This window comes from Desulfovibrio sp. 1188_IL3213, from assembly GCF_036763145.1.
Taxonomy (GTDB): domain Bacteria; phylum Desulfobacterota; class Desulfovibrionia; order Desulfovibrionales; family Desulfovibrionaceae; genus Desulfovibrio.
Window position 1 is genome coordinate 1 of record NZ_JBAIYR010000504.1, and the last position, 1,488, is coordinate 1,488.

General features: G+C 52.4%; 1 protein-coding gene. It reads left to right on the plus strand.

Annotated features, from left to right (window positions below; all coding sequences use genetic code 11):
- A partial coding sequence (locus V6C16_RS13070; RefSeq protein WP_333543414.1) for an NAD(P)H-dependent glycerol-3-phosphate dehydrogenase occupies positions 1-389 on the plus strand: 389 nt, incomplete at its 5' end.
- Positions 390-1,488: the final 1,099 nt, after the last annotated feature.

Sequence of the window (1,488 nt, forward strand, 5' to 3'; positions counted from 1 at the left end):
GGCTGGGCCTTGGAGCCAACAGCCGGGCGGCGCTCGTTACACGCGGTCTTGCGGAAATGAGCCGCCTTGGTGTTGCGCGCGGCGCGCAGGCCCATACCTTTATGGGGCTTTCAGGACTGGGCGACCTTACCCTGACCTGTACCGACGACCTTTCGCGCAACCGCCAGGTGGGACTGCGGCTTGGCCGGGGCGAAAAACTCGACCATATCACGCAAAGCCTTGGCATGGTGGCCGAAGGCGTAAAAACCACGGCCGCCATCCATGAGATGGCGCAAAAACTCCAGGTGGAAGCCCCGCTGACCAGAGCCGTTTACGGCATCCTTTACAAGGAACTGGCCCCGCCCACCGTGCTGCGCGACCTGATGTCCAGGGACCTGCGCGAAGAGTAGTTGCCAAACGCCGCCACACGCCATTTTCTGCCGTATGCCGTCCACCCTGCACACCGGACGCGGATACGCCGCATTCCCTTAACGGTATCCGCCGGCACAACGCCTTTGCGCACGAGGCCCCGGATACGCCAGCATTGCTTCAACGGCAGCCCCACAGGCGTTCACCGCAAGGGCGCACACCTGCCACAGCCAGCTTATGGCGAACTATTAATAAAGACAATGTATTATGCGTTTCTGTTGTAAAACGGCATAGTGAACACTGCAAAAACTTTGGGAATACATATTCGCAAGGTAAAACGTTCCATAAAACGGTTCCGCTCCCGCACTGCCTCCAGCCCTCCAGTTGTTTCTCCTGCCCTCTCACATGGGAGTTTCTGCGGAATTTCTGCTAAAAAACTTCAGTAACATAAGAATATTGCTGAAAAAGCAAAACAGTACACATTGCAGTAGCCCAATAAATCACATACTGACTTTTCGCGAAAAACAGTCCTCGCTGAAAATTTTTTCCAGTAGCACGATATTTATAAAAACACTCTCGCCGCTGGAGGGGCCTTGCAAAAAATCCCGGCAGGTAAAAAATAGAATGAGTGCATAATCATTTAAAGACATAGGCGATTAAAATCTTGTTTGTTTATACAACTAATTAAACGCAAATATGAACTGAATGCACAGTCAACACACAATTTTACACAATTTAAATACACGCCGCGTTGCTGTGAATTATTGCACACATTGCAAGTTTACGCAAAAAACCTGCGCCACACCTGTGCAATTTGACGTAACCTCTATTTTTTCAGTGGAATAATCAGCACTTGCGCAGAGTAGCGAAGTGCGATAAGGCTGGTAACACTCTTTTTACTATTTTTTTCACGATATGGTATGGATGTGATACCACATCAGAAGAGAGCATAGTCGGGGCAAGCACGGGGCTGGCCCGGAAGACCCGCAAACTACGGGGCGAATTATGACGGAATCATTGTTCTCGGCTGGCGGCCTGCTGGTGCCGCTTCTGGTGGGCATGGCCCTTATGCTGTACGCCGCGGCCCAGGCCGTGCGCCAGCGCAAGGATCCACGACGCCTGATCCTCTGGGGCGCCCTG